Source organism: Streptomyces sp. NPDC050704 (assembly GCF_040654355.1).
Lineage (GTDB): Bacteria > Actinomycetota > Actinomycetes > Streptomycetales > Streptomycetaceae > Streptomyces.
The window spans coordinates 52,487-74,951 of sequence record NZ_JBFAHW010000017.1 but is presented as its reverse complement, the minus strand read 5'-3'; the positions used below and the strand labels follow the sequence as shown (position 1 = coordinate 74,951).

At 71.5% G+C, this 22,465-nt stretch carries 17 protein-coding genes; 4 read left to right on the top strand and 13 right to left on the bottom strand.

Features of this window, described 5'->3' with window-relative positions:
* Positions 1-96: 96 nt before the first annotated feature.
* From AB0I18_RS12480 to AB0I18_RS12420, 13 genes are all read right to left on the bottom strand, one after another.
* Positions 97-1,443, bottom strand: coding sequence for a VWA domain-containing protein (locus tag AB0I18_RS12480; protein WP_363105398.1), 1,347 nt, complete (start codon positions 1,441-1,443; stop codon positions 97-99).
* Positions 1,444-1,561: 118 nt separating this feature from the next.
* Positions 1,562-2,908 carry a PP2C family serine/threonine-protein phosphatase gene (locus AB0I18_RS12475; protein ID WP_363105397.1) on the bottom strand — a complete coding sequence of 449 codons (1,347 nt, stop codon included), beginning with the start codon at positions 2,906-2,908 and terminating at the stop codon, positions 1,562-1,564.
* Positions 2,909-5,581 (bottom strand): tetratricopeptide repeat protein, encoded by a 2,673-nt coding sequence (locus tag AB0I18_RS12470; RefSeq protein WP_363105396.1) that lies wholly within the window; start codon positions 5,579-5,581, stop codon positions 2,909-2,911.
* A complete protein-coding gene (locus AB0I18_RS12465) occupies positions 5,578-6,900 on the bottom strand; it encodes a hypothetical protein (RefSeq protein WP_363105395.1) in 1,323 nt (440 codons plus the stop codon). Before AB0I18_RS12465 ends, AB0I18_RS12470 begins: the two co-directional genes overlap by 4 nt.
* Before the next feature lie 92 nt (positions 6,901-6,992).
* Entirely contained in the window at positions 6,993-8,003 is a 1,011-nt protein-coding gene (locus AB0I18_RS12460) for a glutamate ABC transporter substrate-binding protein (protein WP_363105394.1), read from the bottom strand.
* 14 nt (positions 8,004-8,017) lie between these two features.
* A complete protein-coding gene (locus AB0I18_RS12455; protein WP_363105393.1) occupies positions 8,018-9,493 on the bottom strand; it encodes a hypothetical protein in 1,476 nt (491 codons plus the stop codon).
* A gap of 214 nt (positions 9,494-9,707) precedes the next feature.
* Positions 9,708-10,748, bottom strand: coding sequence for a BadF/BadG/BcrA/BcrD ATPase family protein (locus tag AB0I18_RS12450; protein WP_363105392.1), 1,041 nt, complete (start codon positions 10,746-10,748; stop codon positions 9,708-9,710).
* Positions 10,745-12,016, bottom strand: a complete 1,272-nt coding sequence (locus tag AB0I18_RS12445) for a 6-phospho-beta-glucosidase (protein ID WP_363105391.1) — start codon at positions 12,014-12,016, stop codon at positions 10,745-10,747. The genes AB0I18_RS12450 and AB0I18_RS12445 overlap by 4 nt, the downstream gene beginning before the upstream one ends.
* Positions 12,013-12,828, bottom strand: a complete 816-nt coding sequence (locus tag AB0I18_RS12440) for a carbohydrate ABC transporter permease (RefSeq protein ID WP_363105456.1) — start codon at positions 12,826-12,828, stop codon at positions 12,013-12,015. The genes AB0I18_RS12445 and AB0I18_RS12440 overlap by 4 nt, the downstream gene beginning before the upstream one ends.
* Positions 12,829-12,938: 110 nt before the next feature.
* Entirely contained in the window at positions 12,939-13,898 is a 960-nt protein-coding gene (locus tag AB0I18_RS12435) for a sugar ABC transporter permease (RefSeq protein ID WP_363105390.1), read from the bottom strand.
* 4 nt (positions 13,899-13,902) lie between these two features.
* The gene (locus AB0I18_RS12430) at positions 13,903-15,234 is read right to left on the bottom strand and encodes an ABC transporter substrate-binding protein (protein WP_363105389.1); all 1,332 of its coding nucleotides are present in this window, start codon (positions 15,232-15,234) and stop codon (positions 13,903-13,905) included.
* A gap of 185 nt (positions 15,235-15,419) precedes the next feature.
* Complete coding sequence (locus tag AB0I18_RS12425; protein WP_363105388.1) at positions 15,420-16,646, bottom strand: ROK family transcriptional regulator; 1,227 nt, start codon at positions 16,644-16,646, stop codon at positions 15,420-15,422.
* A 360-nt stretch (positions 16,647-17,006) separates the two neighbouring features.
* Positions 17,007-18,101 carry a mechanosensitive ion channel domain-containing protein gene (locus AB0I18_RS12420; RefSeq protein WP_363105387.1) on the bottom strand — a complete coding sequence of 365 codons (1,095 nt, stop codon included), beginning with the start codon at positions 18,099-18,101 and terminating at the stop codon, positions 17,007-17,009.
* A gap of 273 nt (positions 18,102-18,374) precedes the next feature.
* Here AB0I18_RS12420 and AB0I18_RS12415 point away from each other — a divergent pair, with 273 nt between their 5' ends.
* From AB0I18_RS12415 to AB0I18_RS12400, 4 genes are all read left to right on the top strand, one after another.
* On the top strand, positions 18,375-18,911 hold the full coding sequence (locus tag AB0I18_RS12415; protein ID WP_363105386.1) for an HNH endonuclease: 537 nt from the start codon (positions 18,375-18,377) through the stop codon (positions 18,909-18,911).
* Positions 18,912-19,178: 267 nt separating this feature from the next.
* Positions 19,179-19,430, top strand: coding sequence for a hypothetical protein (locus AB0I18_RS12410; protein ID WP_363105385.1), 252 nt, complete (start codon positions 19,179-19,181; stop codon positions 19,428-19,430).
* A complete protein-coding gene (malQ, locus tag AB0I18_RS12405; RefSeq protein ID WP_363105384.1) occupies positions 19,431-22,067 on the top strand; it encodes a 4-alpha-glucanotransferase in 2,637 nt (878 codons plus the stop codon).
* Positions 22,068-22,088: 21 nt separating this feature from the next.
* Positions 22,089-22,394, top strand: a complete 306-nt coding sequence (locus AB0I18_RS12400) for a hypothetical protein (RefSeq protein WP_363105383.1) — start codon at positions 22,089-22,091, stop codon at positions 22,392-22,394.
* The last annotated feature ends 71 nt before the right edge of the window (positions 22,395-22,465 follow it).

Here is a 22,465-nt window from a genome sequence, read left to right as displayed (position 1 = left end):
TCCCCCTCTCCTGTTCCGGCCCGGGGGGCCGAAGTTCTCCGCCCCAAGAGGGCCGGGCTCGTTGCTGCTGACGGCCCCGGGAGGAGCCGTACCGCACTACTTCTTTACACGAACAGTCTTTGTGGACCGGGTTTCGAGAGTCATCTCGTCGGCCGACTCGACCTTTGCTTTCAATCGCACAGTACCTGCCGCGGCATCGACCACGTCCACCACCTTCGCAAGCAGTTTCGCCGTATCCGCGTTTCCGGAGGCACTTGCGAGCTGAACCGCGCGGCCCAGCTTGGCCGTTGCCCCGTCGGCATCTCCCGCTTTACGGGCATCCAGACCCTGTTGGATGACTTGTGCCAGTTCCGCCTGACCCGTGTAGTGCGCGACCTGCGGATTGATCGACGTGGACGCCACCATGTCGTCGGTCCACACGGCCCGTACGAGACCCTGCGCGCCCAGTGTCTGCGCGGTTCCGTCGCCCTGCGGGATCACCAGGGAGACCCGGGCGGCGAGCATCTCCTGGCCGATGCCGGCCTCGGGCACCTCGACGCAGACGTGGTAGTCACGGGACTCGTCTCCCCAGGAGCCGGTGGGATAGTCCCCGGCGCGGGGGCCTGCCTCCGTACGGCGGTCGGTCAGCTGTTCGACCGTGGGGGCGACCTGCTTGACGAACTTGATCGCCGTGCCGACCGGGGTCCACAGCCGCAGCGCGACGTCCGCGACCTCCTTGCCCATGGCCGTCTCCATCATCTGCGTGAAGTCGGCGGACAGGCCCGCCGGGTCGGCGACGATGTCGGCGGTGCCGAGCAGCGCGGACGCGATCCCGGTGACCTCCTTGACCTCCCAGTCCGTGCCGACGCCACGCGCGTCACAGGTGAACCGGCCCGCGCAGGCGTCCAGGGAGGCCTTGAGGTCCTCGGGCGACTCGTGTTCGTTGCGGCCGTCGGTGAGCAGGATGCCGTGCCGGATGGCGACGTCCGCCGAGGACAGCAGGCGGTCGGCCAGCCGCAGCCAGGTGCCGATCGCCGTACCGCCGCCCGCGCTCAGCTTGCGCAGCGCCTGCTTGGCCTGGTCGCGGGTCTGCGCGTCGGCGACGGCGAGGCGGCCGCCGCCGGGGTAGACCTCCTTGGCCACGTGCGTGCCGCCGATCACCGCGAAGTGCACCCCGTCGCGCAGGGCGTCGATCGCGGCGGCCGTCGCGTCCCGGGCGCCCCGCATCTTGGTCGGCGGGTAGTCCATGGACCCCGAGCAGTCGACCATGATCGCCACGGCCGCGTCCGGGCCCTGGCCCGGTGTGTAGAGGTGGGGCGCCGAGACGGCACTCCCCATCGTGCCGCCGCCGGTCGAGGTCACCGTGACGATCGCGTTGACCTCGCGGCCGCCTTCCGGCAGGTACTCGTTCTGGTACACATCCACCGAGAACTGCGGCACGTTCGACTTCGAGAAATTGGCCATGCCTTCTCTGCTCCCCCTCAGGACTCCCACGAAGCGTGGGTGATGTCAGTAGGCGGACCGGTCCCCTCCGGTCCTCGGCCGGTCCCGACCGGCCGTCGAAGCCGACACCGCTGCGGCCTCAGGCCGATCCTGCCCCCTGTGACGGGGCCGGGAACGGCAGGACGGCCACTGTTACGTTGTCGTGGCCGCCGCCGTCCAGGGCGTGGCCGACGAGGACCTGGGCGCTGTGCAGCGGCCGGTCCGCGGCATCGGGCGGCATGACCTCGGCCATCTCCTCGGCCGCCTCCGCGTAGTTCCACAGTCCGTCGGTGCACACCACCACTACACCCGGCCGGTCCGGTTTGAAGGAAGCGGTGTGCGGCTCCAGTTCGTACGCGTCCGCCCCGAGCCAGCCCGTGATGGCGTGGGCCCGCTCGTCGGCGTACGCCTCCGCCTCGCTCATCAGGCCCGCGGCGACCATCTGGGCGGCCCAGGAGTCGTCCTCGGTGAGCCGGGCCGGGGGCTGGGTCCGGTCCACCGGGACCCAGTAGACGCGGCTGTCGCCGACCCAGCCGACGATCAGCAGGCTGGGGGTGACGACGGCGCCGACGAGAGTGCAGGCGGGGGCGTTCACGTGCGGCTGGTGCTCGTGGGCCGGAGCGGAGCGGTCCGCGAGGGAGTTGACCGCCTCCGCGGCCGCGAGGATCGCCTCGTGCATGGCCTGCTGCGGGTGCGTACCGCGTGGCAGGGCCGCCAGGAGGGACTCGTTGGCCACCCGGGACGCGGCGAGCGAGGCCTCGTCGGGGCGGGTCGCCGAGGACACGCCGTCGCAGACGATCGCGACGACCGCCGGCGAACCGTCGGGCAGCGCGGTCGAGGAGACGGCGAACGCGTCCTCGTTGCGGTGGTGGCGCAGACCCCGGTCGCTGACCGCGGAGACCGCGCTCAGCTCCTGTTCCATGTGGTCGCGCTCGCGCGGCTGGGCGTGCCCGCAGTTCTCGCAGTAGCCGTCCCGGTCGACCTGGCCCGCGCGGCAGGCCACGCAGACCTTGGTGCCCGCGGCGGGTGTCGCGGGGCCGGCCGTACGGGGATCACCGGCCGCCCGCGGGTCGGCGGGCGGCGCCTCGGGAGGCAGCGGCGCGGCCAGCGGGTACTCCTCCGGCTCGGCGGGCACCCCGGCGGGCCGGTCGAACCGTACGCCGGGGCTGTCGGAGCCGCCCGACTCCCGGCCGTCGATGTCCGTCGGCAGGACCACGGGCGCGGGCGTCTCCGAGCTGTCCACCTCGGGGGCGACCGGCCAGTCCACGGACGCGGCGGCCGCGGGGGGCTGTGCCGCCGTGCCGTTCATGGTGACCGTGGGGTTGTCGTCCGGCGGCGCGGGTACGGCCGACAGGTCGTACCCGCACGCACCGCAGAAACGGTCACCCGACTCCAGCGGTTCCTCACAGCTGGGGCAGGCGGACAGTTGGGGGATCTGCGACATCAATTACACCCACGTCCGGGGGCGGTAGCGGTTGGCGCGCTCCACCAGATCGATCCTCTCCTCGCCACCCTGGGCGAGCCGGGCCAGCGTCCGGTACGAGCGTTCCAGGCCGAAGCGCAGGCCGCGCTCGTCCAGTTCACTGCCGAGCAGTACGGTCCGTGCTCCGGTGCCCGGCGGGGCGGAACCCCGGCTACCGGAGAGTACCCAGTCGAGGGCACAGCCGAGGACCTCTGTGGACAACTGCTCGCGGCGCACCGCGTCAAGACCGTACCCGTTGAGCGCCTCGACCTGAGACGCGGCCGAGGTCAGGTCGTCCAGGAACGGTGCGTCGGCCACCCCCGGCGCGGGCGGGGCGGCCTGGCTCAGCCGCTGCCTCAGCCGGGCCCGTACGGCGGCGACACGGGCCGCCGTGTAGTGGATCGACGCCTCCGGCACCGACTCCAGCGTCCGTACGGCGCCCCGGCGGTCGCCCGCCGCGAGCTGGACGCGGGCCAGGCCGAACGCGGCGCTCACATAGCTCGGGTCGGTCGTCCACACCAGGCGGTAGTACTCGGCGGCGTTGTCCAGCTGTTCGAGGACCTCCGCGCACAGGCCGAGGGCCAGCTTGGGCGCGGGCTCGCCGGGGAAGGCGTCGTAGATCGCGTCGAAGGACACCGCCGCGACCTCGCGGTCACCGCTCGCGAGCGCCGCCACGCCCCGGTACCAGACCACCCGCCAGTCGTCGGGATGGTCCACCTCCAGGGCTTCGAGCGTCCTGGTGGCGCTGCCCAGCTCGCCCATCTCCAGGCGCGCCCGCAGCTCGCGCAGCCGCAGCTCCAGGGAGCCGGTGGGCGCCGCGTGCAGCGCGGTGATCAGCTCCGCGGGCGCCGAGGCGATGAGGCCCGCCAGGAAACCGGCGTTCGGGTCGCCCGGGTCCACCCGCGGCACCGGGAGCGCCAGCGCGGCGGACGCGGTGTTCAGTGGCCTGACCAGGCCGGGCGCACCGCCGTTGCCCGAAGTCCCGTACGTGTCCGCTCCGTTGCCCGGAGTCCCGTATCCGCCGGGCCCGCCGGTCAGGGCGGCGCGGGCGGCCGAGGGAGACCCGGTGGGGCCGCCGTTGCCCGCCGTGAGGGCCTTCGACCGGCGCCCGAGCGGCACCTCCCGCACCCCGAGCCGCGACACGTCCCCGTCCAGCTCGCCGAACAACTCCGTGTCCGTGACCCTCAGTTCGGGCCCGAACAGCGTGGACAGCGAGGGCCGCGCCCGCCCCGTCTGCACGGAGACGACCTCGCGCAGCACACCCGTGAGCTGCTCCGCCATCTCCTGCGCGGAGGCGAACCGGCGGGCCGGGTCGGGGTCGGTGGCCCGTACGAGGAGCCGGTAGAACGACTCGTACGTCCGGAAGACCTCGATGTTGCCGGGGTCGGGCAGGGAGTCCACGAACACGTTCGTGTAGCCCTGGAAGTCGAAGGTCAGCACGGCCAGCGTGCGGGCGACCGTGTAGAGGTCGGAGGCGACCGACGGTCCTGCCTCGGCGACCTCCGGTGCCTGGTAGCCCACCGTGCCGTAGATGGCCGACTCGTCGTCGTCCATCCTGCGCACCGCGCCCATGTCGATCAGCTTCAGCTGGTCCTCGGTCTGGATCGCGTTGTCGACCTTGAAGTCGCAGTACAGCAGGTTGCGGCTGTGCAGATGGCCGAGGGCTTCGAGCGCCTCGATGCCGTACGCGCAGGCCTGCTCCACCGGCAGCGGATCGCGCTTCCCGCCCTGTGTCCGGCGGCCGTTGGCGATCTCCTTGAGGGACTTGCCGCCCACGTACTCCATGACGATGTAGCCGTCGAGGGAGCCCGTGCGCTGGTCGAGATGCTCCACGAAGTTGTAGATCCGCACGATGTTCGAGTGCTCGATCTCGGCGAGGAAGCGGCGCTCGGAGATCGCGGCCGCCATCGCGTCCTGGTCGCCCGTGTCGAGGAGGCCCTTGAGGACCACCCAGCGGTCGGACACCGCGCGGTCGACGGCGAGATAGACCCAGCCGAGCCCGCCGTGCGCCAGACAGCCCACGACCTCGTACTGCCCGTGCACGATGTCGCCGGTCCGCAGCTTCGGCACGAACGAGTACGGGTGGCCGCACTTGGTGCAGAAGCCCTCCGTGCGTCCGGGGCGGTCGCCGCGCGAACGCCCCACCGGCGCCCCGCAGTCGGAGCGCGAGCAGAACCGCTTGCGCTCCGGGACCTCGGGGTTCTCCTGGACCATCTGCCGCGGGTCGGGGCGCGGCACGTCCGGGACCTGCACGAGGCCGACGCCGAGCCGGCCGCGGCCGGAGGACCCGGCGGTCGAACCGGAGCTGCGCACCGACACCGAACGGCCCGTCGTCCGCCCCGACACGGAGCGGGAGAGGCGGCCGGACACCGAGCGCCGGGACTGCGCGGAGCGAGACGATGAGCGGGAAGCGCGGGACGAAGCGCGCGAGGAGGCCCGGGAGCTGCTGCTGCCTGAGCCGCGCGAACCCTTGCCACCCGCGGTGATCCCGGTCGGCGGCGACCCCACCATGCCGCTCGCGGAGACGACCGGCGCCAGACCGCACGTGTCGCAGTACAGCTCGCCGCCGCCCACGTCCTCGTACGACCCCGAGCAGCCGGGCCGCTGGCACTGCTGCTGCGGACCCTGACCCTGTCCGCTCACGTTCTGCTCACTCACGATTCCCCCCTCCGGTCCTGAAGCCCCCCTGGCCCGGGGACCCTGGGCACCAGCAGTTCGGCGGCCGCGTGCTGGTAGCGCAGCACCGCCTGTTCCGCCACACGCAGGTCGCAGGGCGCGCTCCACAGCATGCGGCGCGCCGCGTCGTACCGCTCCACGAGCAGCGGGTCCTCGGCGAGGCCGTGCCGGGCGACCTTCGCCTTGTACGCGTCGAGGCGGCCGCGCAGCTCCGCGCGGACCGCCAGGGGCGCGGTGACCGCGGTCAACGACTCGCGGGCGCGCATCAGTTCGTCCTCGGCCTTCTCCTCCAGGGACTCCAGGAGCGGCGAGAGCCGGTGCCACTGGGCGTGCCTGCGGTACTCGGAGGCGGTCGCCAACTGCTCCTGCAGCTGGGTCGGCGGACCGCTCACCGCGGGCACCTCGGACGCGGCGATCTTCGCCAGCACCTCGCCGCGGGCACTTCTCGCCTCGGCCAGGGTGCGGTCCGCGCGGGAGAGCACGTCCCGCAGCTTCACCAGCCGCGCCTCCGCGTCCTGCCGCACGGTGAGCACGGCGTCGATCTCGCGGCGCACCTCCTCCAGGGCGCGCGCCTGGCGGTCGTAGCGCGTGGTGTCGGGGCGGCCGCCGCCCGGCGCCGAACTGCCCTGCGCGGGAACCCAGAAGTCCAGCGGGTCCGAGATCACCTGCTCGCGCAGAGACGTCAGCGTCCGCGTGATCCGCTCCAGGTCGTCACCCGACGGGTGCTCACCGGGCCGTACGCCCACCGAGTGCGCCAGCCGGCGGGTGCGCTGCAACTCCGCGGCCAGTAAGTCGATCCGGGCGGGCAGCGCCGACCACACCGCGTCGGCCGCGACGACCATGTCGAGCGAGGTCGCGTACAACTCGTTCATACGGTCCACGAGTTCGGCGAGCGTGAAGCGTTCGCTGAGTTTGCCCGTGCCGGCCATCGTGGGCGCGGAGGCCGTGGCGGACGCGCTGCCGGCCACCGTGACGCTCTCGCCGCGCAGCAGTTCGGTGAGCTCCACGAGATCGTCGCGGTTCGACCAGCGTCTGCGCGAGCGGATCTGGCGCGCGGAACGCAGCGCGTCCGAGTACGCGTCGAAATACGCCCACAGCAAGGTGATCGACGCCTCGGCGGCCCCCCAGCGCTCCTTGGTCGTGCCCGTGAGCTCAGCGCCTTCGAGGAGTCTGCGGCCCGCGTGGTCCTGCAGGGCGAGGAGCGAGGTCTCGATGGCCTCGTGCTCCGCGCCGAGCCGCGCCAGCGCACGGTCCACCTCGTCCCGGTCCATAACCGGCCCGGAGGCTCCCGTGACGCCCATCGATCACCTCTCACTTTCGGTCGTTCCCGGTAGTTCCTGGTCGTCCCTGTCGGCTGTTCCCCGTAGGACCGTGTTCCCCGTCCGGCCGTCGGCTACTTGTACGCGACCGGCGGCGGCCCGGACGATGTCCCGAGGCTCGCGGCGAGCCAGTTGTCGTACGACTTCTGCCAGCCGTCCTTGCGGTAGTCCACCAGGATCTGGTTGACCCGGCGTACCAGATCGTCGGCACCCTTCTTCATCGCCACGCCGTAGTACTCCTGGGTGAACGGCTTGCCCTTGAGCTCGACCGTCGGGTCCTGCGCGGCCTGGCTCGCGGCGAGCGCGCCGTCGGTCACCACCGCGTCGACCTCACCGAGCTGCAGCCTTACCAGGCAGTCGAGTTGGTTCGGCACCGTGGTCCTGATGTCGGCGGACGCGACGAGGGTGCCCTTCGCCTTGTCCGCCTCCAGGGTGTCGAAGGCGGTGGAGCCCGTCGCCGAGCAGATCCGCTTGTTCGCCAGTGATTCGTCGTATCCCGTGATCTCCGGGCCCTTCGCGGCGAGCACCTGCTGGCCGGTCTTGAAGTAGGGCGACGAGAAGTCCACGTCCTTCAGCCGGTCGCAGTTGATCGTCATGGTGCGCACCACCATGTCGACCTTGTCGCCCTGGATCGCCGGGATGCGCTGGTTGGTCGGGATGGCACGGAAGACGACCTTCGTCGGGTCGCCGAGGATGTCCTGCGCGATCGCGTGCACGAGGTCGATGTCGAAGCCCTCCAGCTCGGCGGTCTCCGACTCGCTGTTCGGGTCGCGGTAGCCCCAGCGGTAGCTGTTCTGGTCGACGCCGACGATCAGCTGGCCGCGCTCCTTGATCCGCTGGACCGTCTCGCCGTCCTTGTCGCCGGACGCCGGGTTCAGGCTCTGCGCTTCGGGTTTCACGCACTTCGGGGCCTTGGCCTGCTCGCCGTGGGCCACTCCCTGGCCGTCGACGCCCGCACTGTCGCCGCCGCGTGACTGGGCCACCGGCAGCAGCAGCGCGAAGACCGCCGCGAGGGCGCAGACGACCGCCATCGCGCCGACCCCGCCCCAGCCCTTCAGCCTGGACCGCAAACGTCGTGCGTTCATCGTCATGCCCCCTCTCACCGGTACTCCGACAGCCTGCGCCCGATGCCGAGCACCGCGCCCGCCGCGGCCAGCACGGCGAGCACCGCGGCGCCGACCGCGAGACCGTTCATCGCGCTCCGGCCGTCGCCGGCCGCCTGCTTGAACTGGGCCGACTCGTGGCCGATCGCCGTCTGCAGGGCCTTGTCCACGTTGTCGAAGCACTCGCCCGTCGGCTTGTCGACCTTGGCGCCGATCACCTTGTCGAGCGCGCCCTGGTAGTTGCCCGCGTTGTCCTGCGCGCGGGCTTCCTTGTGCCGTTCCTTCCAGACCTTCATGTTGGCCGCCGCGGCCTCCACCGGCTTCACGCCCGCGCTGTCGTTGTCGGCGAGGTTCTCGGCGGCGCCCAGCTTGGCGGTGAGTTCCTTCATCTGCAGCTCGTAGTCGCTGTCGAACACGTCCACGACCTGCTTGTTCTCGCCCGTGCCGACCTCTTTGGTCTCCGCGCCGCGGGCGACCAGCGTCAGGTTCTCGTTGCCCCGGGCCTTGAGCGAGGCGATCCTGGCGTCGTTCAGCGTGTTCAGGGAGCGGACCGCGTCGTCGTACGACTCGTTCAGCCCGGCGCGGGCGACACTGTGACCGACGACCAGCCACAGCAGGACGACCGTGGACGCGGCGGTGGCGGCCACCAGGCCCTGGTTCAGCACCCGGTTCGTCCGCCGGTAGTTGCGCCGCTGGGCCCAGCCGAGTCCGCCGATCGCGACGACGCCGACACCGATCGCGATCCACGGGTAGGGGGTCGCGTTGTCGTAGTCGGAGCGCAGCTGCTGGTTCTCCACCTTGTACAGGTCCTCGGCGTCGCCGAGCATCACCTGCATCTTCGCGTTCGCGTACCGCAGGTAGGCGCCGCCGAGGGGGAAGCCCTGCCGGTTGTTGGCCCGGGCACGCTCGACCAGGCCCTTGTACTCGGGCAGCAGCGTGTTGAGCTTGGTGATGGTCTTCTCGGACGGCGAGCCGGGCTCGGAGTTGGTCGCGGCGGTCACCAGCTTGTCCGCGGCCAGGCTGATGTTCTCCTCGTACCGCTTGCGGGACTCGGCCGTCTCCTGGCCGCCCGCGAGGAAGCCGCTGGACGCCGCCGTGTTGGCGGCGGCCAGGGAGCGGTAGATGTCCGCCGCGTCGGCGCTCAGCGGCTGGCTGCTGTGCAGCACGTCGTCGGCGGCGGCCGAACGCTCCGTCATCTGCCAGGCGGTGACCGCGCCGAACACGATGACGAGGAAGGCGAGCGCGGCGCCGATGATGCGCAGCCGCCCGGGCTCCGTGGTCGCCGCGGCCCGCAGCCGGTCGACGCCCTCCGCCCAGGCCGTACGGCGTGGGGGCGTCGCGGCGTCGGGCGCGGCCGGCCGGACCGGCGGCCCCGGAGGCGGAGCCTGCGGCGGCACCGCGGGCAGGGTGGACACAGGCGGCGGCCCCGGTGGACCCGGTGGCGCCGAACTGCCCTTCTGCTGGTACGTCACTTGACCTCCCCCATGGTCATCGGCCGGTCACCTCCGCCCGCCGCCGGGAAGCACGGAAAGAGGTGCACGGCCGCAAGTATCGCCGCCGGGACTGACATCCGCACAGGCCTTGACTCGATCTTGTTCGGATTGCAGCACAGTCGCAGTACGGCGAAGATCCCGTCCCTCCCCTGCTGATGAATACGCCATCCCGAACTGTTCGGTTCCCGGCGCGTCAGACCCGCTCGTAAAACTCCCGCACGCGGGCGTGCGCCCGGGCCGGGGCGCCCAGGTGGTCGAGACCGAGGAGGGCGGATCCGAGGACCGGTCTGGCGGCGACGACCCGGGGTACCGCCTTGGGGGCGCGAGCGGTCAGCAGTTCCCGTACGCGGTCGTCGAGTTGGGGGTGCCGGGCCGCCAGGATGCTGCCGCCCAGCAGTACCGGTGTCTTCTCGTCGACGAGGTCCAGGCGGGCCAGGGCGACGGCGGCCATGGCCACCACCTCCTCCGCGAGCCGGTCGACGAGCGCGCGGGCCACCGGATCGCCGTCCGCCGCCGTGGCGAACAGGACCGGCGTCAGCTCGTGCCGCCGTTCGTGCGCGAGGTGCTTCAGGTGCAGGGCCTCGATCAGCGCGTACATGGAGTCGAGGCCGAAGTGCGCGGGCAGGGCGTGGGCCAGCGCGGTCGGACCGCCCCGGCCGTCCTCGGCGCGCGCCGCGTGCCACAGCGCCTCGTCGGCGAGACCCCCGCCGCCGCCCCAGTCACCGGACAGCCGGCCGATGGCGGGGAAGCGGGCGACGCGCCCGTCGGGCCGCATGCCGACGCAGTTGATGCCCGCGCCGCAGACCACCGCCACGCCCCGCGGTTCGTCGATCCCGGCGCGCAGGATCGCGAAGGTGTCGTTGCGGACCTCCGTACTCGTCCCCCACGCACGCGCGTGCAGGGCGGCGGCCAACTCCCGCTCCTCCACCGGGAGATCGGCGTTGGCGAGGCAGGCGGAGACATGGTCCACGGAGCTGACGCCCGCCTCGGCGAAGGCCCGGCCGACGGCCTCGGCGAGCGTGTCCACGGCCTGCCGGACCCCGACCGCGGGCGGCCGGAACCCGCCGCCGCGCGCCGCCGCGAGCACCCGCCCGTCGGCCCCGACGACGGCCACGTCGGTCTTGCTGTTCCCCGCGTCCACGGCCAGCACGGCGGCCGTCCCGGACGCGGCCGTACCGGACGCGGCGCGAGCGGGTCCGGCGGCCGCCCGGGCGCCGGATCCCGATGAGGTCATGCCCACGCGAGGTGCTCCCGGTTGTGCGCGATCAGCTGGTCGGTGAGGGCGTCGGCGTACGCGTGCTGGCCGATCAGGGGATGGGCGAGCAGCGCGCGGAAGACCCGGTCGCGGCCGCCGCGCAGGGCGGCGTCCAGGGCGAGATCCTCGTACGCCGTCACGTTGGCCATCAGGCCCGCGTACAGCGGGTCCACCGGCGGCACCGGCAGCGGCGTGGCGCCCCGGGTGCCGACCGCCGCCTGCACCTCGATGACGGCGTCGTCCGGCAGGAACGGCAGCGTCCCCTTGTTGTACGTGTTCACCACCTGGTACGGACTGCCGCCCCCGGCTCCCCCCAGGAGGGCCGCCGCGAGGTCCACGGCCGCCTCCGAGTAGTACGCCCCGCCCCGCTGGGCCAGCAGCGCCGGCTTCTCGGCGAGGTCCGGGTTGCCGTACATCTCCAGCAACTTCCGTTCCATCTCCGCCACTTGGGAGGCCCGCGACGGCTTCGTACGCAGCTCTCGTACGACCTCGTCGTGCGCGTAGAAGTAGCGCAGGTAGTAGGAGGGGACGACGCCCAGGCGGTCGATGACGTCTCGCGGCAGGCGCAGGTCGGCGGCGATGGCTTCACCGTGCTCGGCGAGCAGCTTGGGGAGGATGTTCTCGCCCTCCGGGCCGCCGATTCGCACACTGGTTTCCCAGGTGAGGTGGTTGAGGCCCACATGGTCGAGGTGCACATCGGCGGGCGCGAGGCCCAGGAACCCGGCGAACTTCCGCTGGAATCCGATCGCCACGTTGCACAGTCCGACCGCCTTGTGACCGGCCTGGAGCAGGGCGCGGGTCATGATCCCCACCGGGTTGGTGAAGTCGATGATCCAGGCGTCCGGGTTGGCGCGCCGGACGCGCTCGGCGATGTCGAGCACCACCGGGACCGTACGCAGCGCCTTGGCGAGGCCGCCCGCGCCGGTCGTCTCCTGGCCGATGCAGCCGCACTCCAGCGGCCAGGTCTCGTCCTCCTGGCGGGCGGCCTGGCCGCCGACGCGGAGTTGGAGCAGGACGGCGTCGGCGCCCTCGATGCCCGCGTCCAGGTCGGAGGTCGTGACGATCCGGCCGGGGTGCCCCTGCTTGGCGAAGATGCGCCGGGCCAGGCCGCCGACGAGCTCCAGCCGGTCGGCGGCCGGGTCGACGAGCGCGAGTTCCTCGACGGGCAGGGTGTCCCGCAACCGGGCGAATCCGTCGATCAGTTCCGGCGTGTAGGTCGAACCCCCGCCGACGACTGCCAGCTTCACCCTTTGACTCCCGTCAGTGTCACGCCTTCGATGAAGGCCTTCTGTGCGAAGAAGAACACGGCGATCACCGGCGCCATGACGAGCAGCGTCGCGGCCATGGTCAGATTCCAGTTCGTGTGGTGGTTGTCCTTGAAGGATTCCAACCCGTAACTGAGCGTCCAGGCCGCCGGATTGTCGCTCGCGTAGATCTGCGGCCCGAAGTAGTCGTTCCAGCAGTAGAAGAACTGGAACAGCGCGACCGCCGCGATCCCCGGCTTGGCCAGCGGCACCACGATGCGCAGCAGGGTGCGCAGGTCGCCGCAGCCGTCGACCTTGGCCGCGTCGAGGTACTCGTCCGGGATGGTCAGCAGGAACTGGCGCAGCAGGAAGATGCTGAACGCGTCACCGAAGGCCATCGGGATGATCAACGGCCACAGGGTGCCCGTCAGATGCATCTGCTTGGCCCAGAACAGGTACATCGGCACGATGACCACCTGCGGCGGCAGCATCATCGCGGAGATGACGAGCATCATCGCGATCCGGCGCCCGCGGAAGCGGAACTTGGCGAGCGCGTAGGCCACCGGGACGCTGGACAGGACCGTCAGGACGGTGCCGAGTCCCGCGTAGAGCAGGGTGTTGCGCCACCAGGTGAGGAAGCCGGGGGCGTTCCAGACCTTCGAGTAGTTGTCCCAGTTCCAGGAGCGCGGCCACAGGGCGCTGGTCAGGGCCTGCTGATCGTCCATCAGGGAGGTGAGCAGGATGAACACGAACGGCATGACGAAGAACAGCGCGGCGGCGATGCCGAGGGAGTGCACGGCGATCCAGTGCAGCAGCTCTTTGCGGCGGGCGGCCCGGGCCGCCGGGCTCCGGCGGCCGGTCGTGGCGGCCGGACCGCCCGTGGTCGGGGTCGGCGGGCGCGCGGTGACGGTGTGTGTCACGAGGATCAGTCCTCCACCGAGATCAGGCCGCTGCGGCGGCGCATCAGCAGCGCGGTGAACGCCATGGACAGAGCGAAGAGCACGAGCGCGACCACGCAGGCGGAGCCGGTGTCGAAGCGCTGGAAGCCCAGGGTGTAGACGAGTTGGGGGAGGGTCAGCGTCGACTTCCCCGGGTAGCCCGGCTCGTAGATCTGACCGGCTCCGGCGCCGATGACACCGCTGGCCGTCTTACCGGCGATGAGCGGCTGCGTGTAGTACTGCATGGTCTGGATCACGCCGGTGACCACGGCGAACAGCACGATGGGCCGGATGTTCGGCAGCGTGACGAAGCGGAACCGCTTCCAGGACCCGGCGCCGTCGAGTTCGGCCGCCTCGTACTGCTCCTTGGGCACGTCGAGCAGCGCCGCCATGAAGATGACCATCAGGTCGCCGATGCCCCACAGGGCGAGCAGCGTCAGCGCCGGCTTCGACCAGGCCGGATCGTTGAACCAGCCGGGCTGCGGCAGACCCAGGTCGCCGAGCACCTGGTTGACGGGCCCCGTACCGGGGTTGAGGAGGAAAGCGAAGGCCAGCGTGGCCGCCACGGGCGGGGCGAGATACGGGAGATAGAAGGCGGTGCGGTACCAGCCCGCCCCCGTCTTGATCTTCGTGATCAGCATCCCGATGCCGAGGCCGAAGACCACCCGGCAGGACACCATGATCACCACGAGCCACAGGGTGTTGCGCATCGCGGCCCAGAAGAACGGGTACTGGCTGAAGACGTAGGTCCAGTTGGTCAGACCGTTGAAGACGGGCGGCTTGAAGCCGTCGTACTTCATGAAGGAGAAGTAGACGGTCGACAGCAGCGGATAGACGAAGAAGACGCTGAAACCGATGAGCCAGGGGGAGAGGAACGCCAGCGTACGCAGCCCCTCCCGACGGCGCTTCGAACGAAGCGCCGCCGAGTGGCCGGAGATGATCGCCACCGGGCTACTTCGCCTTGGCGATGTCGGTGTCGATCTGCCCGGCGGTCCTCTTCAGACCCGCGTCCAGGTCCTTCACCTTCCCGGACTCGAAGTCGTACGCGAGGTTCTGGAGCGTTTCCTGGTAGGCGCTGCCGTTGACCGCGGCCGGTGCGGTGCTGCTGTTCGGGTTCTCGGCGATCTTCACGAAGGCCTGCATCGTCGCGTCGTCCTCCAGCTTCGGGGACTTCAGCGCCGCGAAGGTCGAGGGGACGTTGTTGATGGCGTTGGCGAAGGAGACGACCGCGTCGGTGTCGGTCGTCATGTACTTCGTCAGCTCCCAGGCGGCGTTCTGCTTCTTGCTGGTGGCGGCGATGCCGATGATCGTGCCGGTCAGGAAGCCCTTGCCGTACGTGTCGGCCTGGTCGTCCGGGACCGGGAACGGCGCGACTCCGACCTCGAAGTCCACACCCGCGTCCTTCATCATCCCGCCGCGCCACTCGCCGTCTATGTTCATGGCGATCTGCCCGGTGTGCAGCGGGTTCTGGGCGGACCACTCGTCACCGAAGGTGGAGCGGTACTTCTCCAGCTTCTTGAAGCCGCCGAGCGACTTGACCATGTCCTGCTGCCAGGTCAACAGCTCCTTGAAAACAGGGTCCTTGGCGACGTTCGACTTGCCGTCGGAGGTGAAGTACTCGGGGCTCCACTGCGCCGCGAGGTGCGGCACGGTGACCTCGTAGCCGTGGAAGTTCGGCATGAAGCCGAGCTGCGAGTAGCTGTCACCTTTGCTCTTGGTCAGCTTGATCGCGTCGGCCTTGAACTCGGACAGCGTCTTCGGCGGGGAGGTGATCCCGGCCTTCTCGAACGCCGTCTTGTTGTAGTAGAGGCCGTACGCGTCACCGAGCAGCGGGAGCGCGCAGCGCGTGCCCTCGAACTGGGTGTAGTCCAGCATCGGCTTCGGGAACGTCTTCTCGGTGTCGATCTTCGACTTCTCGAGGAACGGATCGAGATCGGCGAACACCCCGGACGAACAGAACTTGCCGACGTTGCTGGTCTCGGGGGAGGCCACCACGTCCGGGGCGTTGGACCCGCCGGCCCGCAGCGCCTGGTTCACCTTGTCGGCGTCGACGTTGCCGACGACCTTGACCGTGATGTTCGGGTGCGCCTTCTCGAAGGCGTCGACGTTGGCCTGGATCGCCTTGACCTCGGTGGGGGCGCTCCAGGGGTGCCAGAAGGTGATGGTGGACGGCTTGCTCGCGTCGTCGGTCGCGCCGGACGTGCTGGAACCGGTGCAGGCGGAGGCGGTCAGGGCGAGCGCGGTGACCGTACCGGCGAGACAGACTCGGCTGATTCTGGGCATGACGGAACTCCTCGGGGCGGGGACGGGGGCAGGAACGAATTCGAGCGAGTACGGGTACGTGTACTGCGGTGCGCGGGCATGCCGGAGACAGGCGGGACCGACGCGGGGGTGGCGTCTGAGGGAGGAGGGAGGGAGTGCCGGTCAGGACGGGCGGGGCAGAAGGTGGGAGTCGAGGGGCGTACGGGTCAGGGGGTGCGGCCCGTGGTGTCGAAGACCTCGTCGCGGGTGGCCGCAAGGGCGGACTGCAGGGCGCCGGCCAGTACGGGGTCGCCCGGGGTCGTGCTGAGCCGGATGGCCGGACGGGGTACGGCCAGTTCGGCGAGCTCGGACTGGATGAGGCCGCGCAGGGGTTCTCCGCCGGCCGTGATCACCCCGCCCGCCAGGATGATCAGTTCGGGGTCGACCACCGCGACGATCGCGGCGAGTCCGGTCGCCAGCCGGGTGGCGAACTCGGCGAGGACGGCTTCCCCCGGTCCGGGGGAGTCGGCCGTACGGGCCGCTTCGGCGACCACCGCGGTGGCCTTCTGGGTGAGGCTGCCACCGGGTGCGGGGGCCAGACCGTGGTCGCGGGCCAGCCGCAGTACGGTCCGGTTTCCGGCCAGTTCCTCGAAGCCGCCCGAGTTGCTGCGGGCGACATTGCGTACGAGGGGGGCGCCGGGCAGGGGGAGGAAGGCGACTTCGCCGGCGCCTCCGGTGGCCCCCCGGTGCAGTCGGCCGCCGATCACGACCGCCGCGCCGAAGCCCCGCTCTCCCCAGAGGAGGGTGAAGTTCTCGCAGCCGCGCGCCTCGCCGACACGCTGCTCGGCCACGGCGGCGAGGTTGACGTCGTTCTCGACCTCGAAGGGGACCGGGCCGAGCGCGGTGGCCAGCTCCTCAAGCAGCCGGGGCGAGTGCCAGCCGGGCAGATTGCTGGCGTAGCGCAGGTTGCCGGTGCTGGGGTCGACGGCGCCGGGTGTGCCGATGACGATCCGGTGCACGTCGGCGCGGTGCAGCCCGGCGTCCTTGACGGCTCCGTCCAGTGCCTGGAGCACCCGGTCGATGGCGCCCTGGGCGCTGCGGCCGGGGGTCGGCAGTTCGAACTGCCCGACGGTACGGCCGGTGATGTCGGCGACCGCGGCCCTGATGCCGGTGGGCGTGACGTCGAGTCCGGCGACCCGGGCCGCGGCGGGGTTCACCGCGTACAGCTGTGCGCTGGGGCCCGGCCTGCCTTCGCTGGTGCCGGTGGCGAGGACCAGGCCGGCCGTTTCCAGCCGGGCGAGGAGCTGGGAGGCGGTCGGTTTCGACAACCCGGTCAGCTTGCCGATCCTGGTGCGCGACAACGGCCCGTGCTCCAGCAGCAGATCGAGGGCGGCCCGGTCGTTCATGGCGCGCAGGACGCGCGGGGTGCCCGGCGTACCGGCGGTTCCTGCCATGTGTGTCGACACCTGCCTTTCGGCCGCCCAGCTTCCCAGCGTCGCCGCCGGGAAGTCCACTTGCCGGAGTCACTGTTAGGAAAGTTTCCTATCGGATGACGGGAAGGTAGGCCCGGGGTCGGGGGGACGTCAATACCAGTCAGCGGCGGGAAATGAACTTGTTACGCGGCGCGGGTGCGGGCCGCTCCGCGGGGGAGGTCGGTCCCGGGAGAACGCGGAGGCGGCGCCCGGAAGACTCCGGACGCCGCCTCACGCGTATGAATGCGTAGGAAGGTGCAGGAACATGCAGGAAGGCGCAGGAACGCCTACGTACGTGAACGCGTGTGACCGCATGCGACCGCGTATGAGAAAGCTCTCTCCCTACTTGGTCACATTCGTCGGCACCACTGGTGTTGCCGGCGCCACCGGCGCTATCGGGGACGCCGCCTGTGCCTGGGGTGAGCCCGTGTTCGCGTAGGCCGACGGGGCCGCCATGCCCGCCGTCGGGTCGGCGGCCGGTGATTCCTCCGGCTGGGCCGGAAGGCCGCCCACGAGGCGGATGCTGGCCGCGTCGAAGGCCCGCTTGATGCGCCAGCGCAGTTCGCGTTCCACGGAGAGGGCCTTGCCGGGCATGGTCTTGGCGGAGACGCGGACCACCATCGAGTCCAGGAACACGCTGTCGAGGCCCAGGACCTCGATGGGCCCCCAGAGGCGTTCGTTCCAGGGCTCGTCCTTGCTCATGGCCTCGCCGACCTCGGCGAGGATCGCCTTGACCCTGTCCAGGTCCTCGTCGGGGCGGACGGTGACGTCGACGCCGGCCGTTGCCCAGCCCTGGGAGAGGTTGCCGATGCGTTTGACCTCGCCGTTCCGGACGTACCAGATCTCGCCGTTGTCGCCGCGGAGCTTGGTGACCCGCAGGCCGACCTCGATGACCTCGCCGGAGGCGACGCCCGCGTCGACGGTGTCCCCGACCCCGTACTGGTCCTCCAGGATCATGAAGACGCCGGAGAGGAAGTCCGTGACCAGGTTGCGGGCGCCGAAGCCGATCGCCACGCCCGCCACACCGGCCGAGGCCAGCAGCGGGGCCAGGTTGATCTGGAAGGTGCCGAGGATCATCAGCGCGGCCGTGCCCATGATCAGGAAGGACGCGACCGAACGGAGGACCGAGCCGATGGCCTGGGAGCGCTGGCGGCGGCGTTCGACATTGACCAGCAGGCCGCCGAAGGCCGTGCCGTCGACCGCCTGAGCCGTACGGTTCATCCGGTCTATCAGCTTGGTGATGGACCGCCGGATGACGAATCTCAGCACTCCCGCGATCACCAGGATCAGCAGCACTCGCAGACCGATGCTCAGCCAGGTGGACCAGTTCTGTTCGACCCAGCTCGCGGCGTTGTTCGCGCTTTCCTGGGCGTCCTGGAGCGTTGGCGCCGTCGGTTCCTCGGTGGGATCGGCGGCGGACAGGACGGACAAGAACACGGCAGGTACCTCCAGGCGTAGCGGTCTGCCCGCGGCAGGGTCACATGAGGGGCACCGGTCGGGCAGAACCACCACACTAACGGGGCATCTTGTGCGGATCGTTGCAATGTTCGAGGGAGAGACGGCGCTCACGTGGGGATGAAGAGTGTGTGGTCGAAAACACTCCCAGCCCGTTACCGGGACATGGTGGCGCTTCCACCAGGCATGAGGGGAAACTGACTACAGATCGTCCCGGCGCGAGCCACGCGCCGCCGGCGTACAAGGAGGCCATCCGTGCCGCATGTCCTGGTCCTCAACGCGTCGTACGAGCCGCTCGGTGTCGTACCGCTCCGCCGCGCGCTCGTCCTCGTCCTGGAGAACAAGGCTGTCTGCCTAGAGGAATCCGGCGCCTTCATGCATAGCGCGACCGTTACTGTCCCCGCTCCCAGCGTGGTCCGGCTGAAAAGGTTCGTACGGGTCCCTTACCGGGGGCCCGTTCCGCTGACCCGGCGGGCACTCTTCGCCCGCGACGGCGGCCGGTGCATGTACTGCGGTGGCGTCGCAACCAGCGTCGACCACGTCATCCCGCGCAGCCGCGGGGGTCAGCACGTCTGGGACAACGTGGTGGCGTCCTGCCGCCGCTGCAACCACGTAAAAGCGGACCGCCACCTGGTCGAGATCGGCTGGCGCCTGCGCCATAAACCGGCCCCGCCTTCGGGGCTGGCCTGGCGCATCATCGGAACCGGCCACAGGGACCCGCGCTGGCTGCCGTACCTGCAGCCATACGGCGCGGAGGACGCGATGGCCCGGATCGACGGCATCTCCGCCTGACGATCCGGGCCTTCGTCTTGCCCTCCCTCCCCCCCCGGCGAGGTGATTGGAAGGTTTGGGACGCGCACCGCCGTGAATTTGTGTCCTGAACCTTCCAATCACCTCGCCAGGGCGGGAGGGGGAGGGGCGGGGAGCGGCGGGGGCTGGGCGCTGGGGCGTCGTAAATTGTGAGCAGGGACACGATGTCCGTGCCGTCACGTCTGCGGGGCCGCCCACTGGGTAGGGCTGGCTCCGACCCGTCGTACGACTTCCGACAAGGAGGCCCCCGTGGCCGCTTCGGCACAGCTTCTGCTCTCGGCCCTCTCCAAACGTCCGGCGGACCCGCCCGCCGACCCCGATCTGCACCTCTGCGTCTTCACCGCCGAGGGCGCCTGCGCCGAGGCGCCGCTCACCAGTGAGCCGCCCCTGCCCGACGCCGAGCCCCTCACCAGCGAGCCTCCACTCGCCGACGCCGCGCCCCTGACGAGCGAGCCCACTTCCACCGGTGCCGCCGCCGGTCTGGACCCATCGGGGGTCTGAATGCCGCTCTCCCGGCTCGCCGCGCTGCACGGCGTCGCCACGTCCTACAGCCCGTCCCCGGGCCGCACGGTCGCGGCCTCCGACGCCGCGGTCGTCGCCGTACTCGCCGCACTGGGTGTCGACGCAGGTACGCCCGAGGCCGTCGAGAGCGCCCTCGCCGCACGCGAGGCAGAGCTACGGGAGAGATTGCTGCCCCCGACGGTGGTGTGCTGGAGCGGGACCGCGTCCGCGGCGAGCGGCCGACCCCCCGCGCCGGCCGACGCCCCCGCACCTGCGGCGAGCGGCCGGGCGGCCTCGGCCGGTGGCCCCGCGCCCGCGGCTGACGGCCCGGCGGCCTCGACCGACGGTCCCGCGACTGCGGCTGGCGGCCCGGCCTCCTCGGCCGATGGCCCTGCGACTGGGGCGAGAGGCCAGGCGGCCTCGGTCGACGGTCCCGCGTCCGCGGCTGACGTCCCGGCCTCCTCGGCTGGCGGCCTGGCCACCTCGGCCGGTGGCCCTGCGTCCGCGGCTGACGGCCCGGCCACCTCGGCCGGTGGCCCCGCGGCTGGCAGTCCCGCACATGGTGCGGCTGACGGCTCCGGGTCCTCCGGCGACGTCGTCGGGTCGGGGGAGGGGCGGCGGGCCTCCGCCGCTTCCGGCGCGTCAACTGCCCCGGCAGGGGCCCCGGGTGGGTCTCCCGTCACCTCCCCGCCCAGTTCCTCCCTTGCTTCCGCGCTCGCCGCGCTGCCGCCCGGCACCCGTCTGCGGATTCGTACCGAGCAGGGGGAGACGCGTGCCTCGGCGGAGCAACTGCCGGTCGGGGTGCATGAGTTGGAGGCCACCGCGCCGGACGGGCGGACCGCCCGCGCGCATCTCGTCGTCGCGCCGGTGCGGCTGCCCGCGCCGCCGGGGCGTACGTACGGGCTGCTCGTGCAGGTCTACTCGTTGCTCTCGCGGCGCTCGTGGGGCATGGGCGACCTGGGGGACCTCGCCGAGCTGACGGCCTGGGCGGGGCGGGCGCTCGGAGCCGGGTTCGTGCAGGTCAACCCGATGCACGCGGCCGTGCCCGGCGCACCCACCGACCCCTCCCCGTACCGGCCCTCCTCGCGCCGCTTCCCCGACCCCGTGTACCTGCGCGTCGAGGACATCCCCGAGTTCGCGTACGCCGACGAGCGTGATCGGGACCGCGTCCGTACGGTGTTGGAGCGGGCCGGCCGGCTGCGTGAAGCCGTGTTGCACAAGGGCGCGTTGATCGACCGTGATGCCGTGTGGGAGCTGAAGCGCGAGGCGCTGGAGCTGGTGCGGGACGTGCCGCTCGGGCCCGGACGGCGCGCCGCCTACTGCGACTTCCTCGCCGAGGAGGGCGAGGCGCTGGAGGACCACGCCACCTGGTGCGCGCTCGCGGAGGTGTACGGCTCCGACTGGCAGAAGTGGCCGACGGGCCTGCGCGACCCGCGTTCCGCCGAAACCGCCCGCGCCCGCGCCGAGTTGATGGACCGCGTCGACTTCCACAGCCGGCTGGCCTGGCTGACCGACGCCCAACTCGCCACCGCCCAGCGCAGCGCGCGCGACGCGGGGATGGGTGTGGGGCTCGTGCACGACCTCGCGGTCGGGGTCCACCCCGGCGGGGCCGACGCCTGGGCGCAGCAGGAGTACTTCGCGGCGGGCATGTCGGTCGGCGCGCCCCCGGACGCGTTCAGCGTGCAGGGCCAGGGCTGGGGGCTGCCGCCCTGGCGCCCGGACCGCCTCGCCGAGTCCGGCTACGCCCCGTACCGCCGCCTCCTGCGCGCCCTCTTCCGGTACGCAGGGGCGCTGCGCATCGACCACGTCATGGGCCTCTTCCGCCTCTGGTGGATCCCGCAGGGCCGCCCTGCCACCGAGGGCACCTACGTCCGCTACGACGCCGAGGCCATGCTCGCCATCCTGGCGCTGGAGGCCTCCCGCGCCGGCGCGCTGGTGATCGGCGAGGACCTCGGCACCGTCGAGCCGGGCGTGCGCGAGACACTGCACGAGCACGGCGTGCTCGGCACCTCCGTGCTCTGGTTCGAGCGCGACTGGGACGGTACGGGGCTGCCGTTGCCCCCCGAACGCTGGCGCGCCGACTGCCTGGCCACCGCCACCACCCACGACCTGCCGCCCACCGCGTCCCGGCTCACCGGCGACCACGTCGAACTCCGCGACAGGCTCGGCCTGTTGACCCGGCCGGTGGAGGAGGAGCGGGCCGAGGCCGCCGCGGAGGCGGGGGAGTGGCTGACGCTGCTCGCCCGGCTCGGGCTGCTGGAAGGGGCGGCCGGCGGGGTGTCCGAGCAGTCGGAGGAAGCGGAGATCCAGGCACTGCACCGCTTCCTGCTGCGCACCCCCGCCCGCATGATCGGCGTCTGGCTCCCGGACACCGTGGGCGACCGCCGCCCGCAGAACCTGCCCGGCACCTGGGACCAGTACCCGAACTGGCGCCTGCCCGTCGCCGACGCCGAGGGCCGGCCCGTCACCCTGGAGGAACTCGCCGCCTCACCCCGGCTGCACGCCCTCATCGACGTGGTGCGCGCGGGCCGACCGGCCGGCGGGAGCGGGAGTGGGTCCCTGAGCGGGTCCGGCGCCGGAGGACCGGACCCCCGTACGGAACCTCGTACGGCACCCCCGGGCGCGCGACCGGGCTAGGCGTTCGCTACGGTTTGCACCGTGGACAAGAAGAACGCGCTGCGCGTCGGCGCCCTGGCTGCCGGTACGACGCTGATGATGCTGCTCATGTCGTCCCCCGCGCTCGCGGTGACCCGCGACGACGGCGACGACCCCGGTCCGGGCCTGAGCGTCATCGAGACCCTGGGTCTCTATGTCGTGGCGCCGATCGCGCTGTTCGCGGTCATCGCCGGCCTGGTCTGGGTCCTGGACGGGTCGACGGACCGGCAGCCGAAGCGGAAGCCGGGCGGCAAGGCCCAGGGCAAGATGCAGGGCAAGGACCAGGTCCAGGCCTCGTCCTCTTCCTGATCTCCTCTCCCTGACCTCGGTCAGCTCCGAGTTTTCCGTCGAGGGCGCCGTCCTCGCTCACGTACGCGGTT